The organism is Methylobacillus sp. MM3 (genome assembly GCF_001645185.1).
Classification (GTDB): Bacteria; Pseudomonadota; Gammaproteobacteria; order Burkholderiales; family Methylophilaceae; genus MM2.
Genome location: NZ_LXTQ01000025.1, coordinates 1 through 416, shown reverse-complemented (window position 1 = coordinate 416; position 416 = coordinate 1). Strand labels below are relative to the sequence as shown.

The window sequence follows — 416 nt, the reverse complement described above, 5'->3', positions numbered from 1 at the left end:
GAACGATGCTGTAGCCGTCGACACCGTCGCTTTCCTCGGAGAACAGCTCCTCCACCTGCACGTTCAACGCCTTCGCCAGCTTCAGCGCGGCGGCAATGGACGGCGTGTTCAGCCCGCGCTCGACCTTGGACAGGTAGCTCTTGGTCAGGCCGGTCTTGTCGGCCAGGGTCTCCAGCGTGACCCCGAGTTTTTTTCTCAGCAATTTCAAGCGCATGGACATTGAGGACAGCCTTCTCCCGATGGCGATGAAACTTTTCTCTTGCTAATGACACTTTGTGTCATATAACTTGATCCGTGTCATTTACCGCCGGGTCGTTGCGTGGCGCGCAACTGCCTGGCGTTTCCCCCGACTCGCTCCGTCAAAGGAACCTCGCATGGCTACGACACTGGAATTACCCAAGGATCAACTGATCCAG

The 416-nt window shown here is 57.0% G+C and carries 1 protein-coding gene; it reads right to left on the bottom strand.

Going from position 1 to position 416, the window contains the following annotated elements; genetic code table 11:
• On the bottom strand, positions 1-220 hold a 220-nt coding region (locus A7976_RS08740; RefSeq protein ID WP_131801010.1), incomplete at its 3' end, for a helix-turn-helix domain-containing protein.
• Between the last annotated feature and the right edge of the window lie 196 nt (positions 221-416).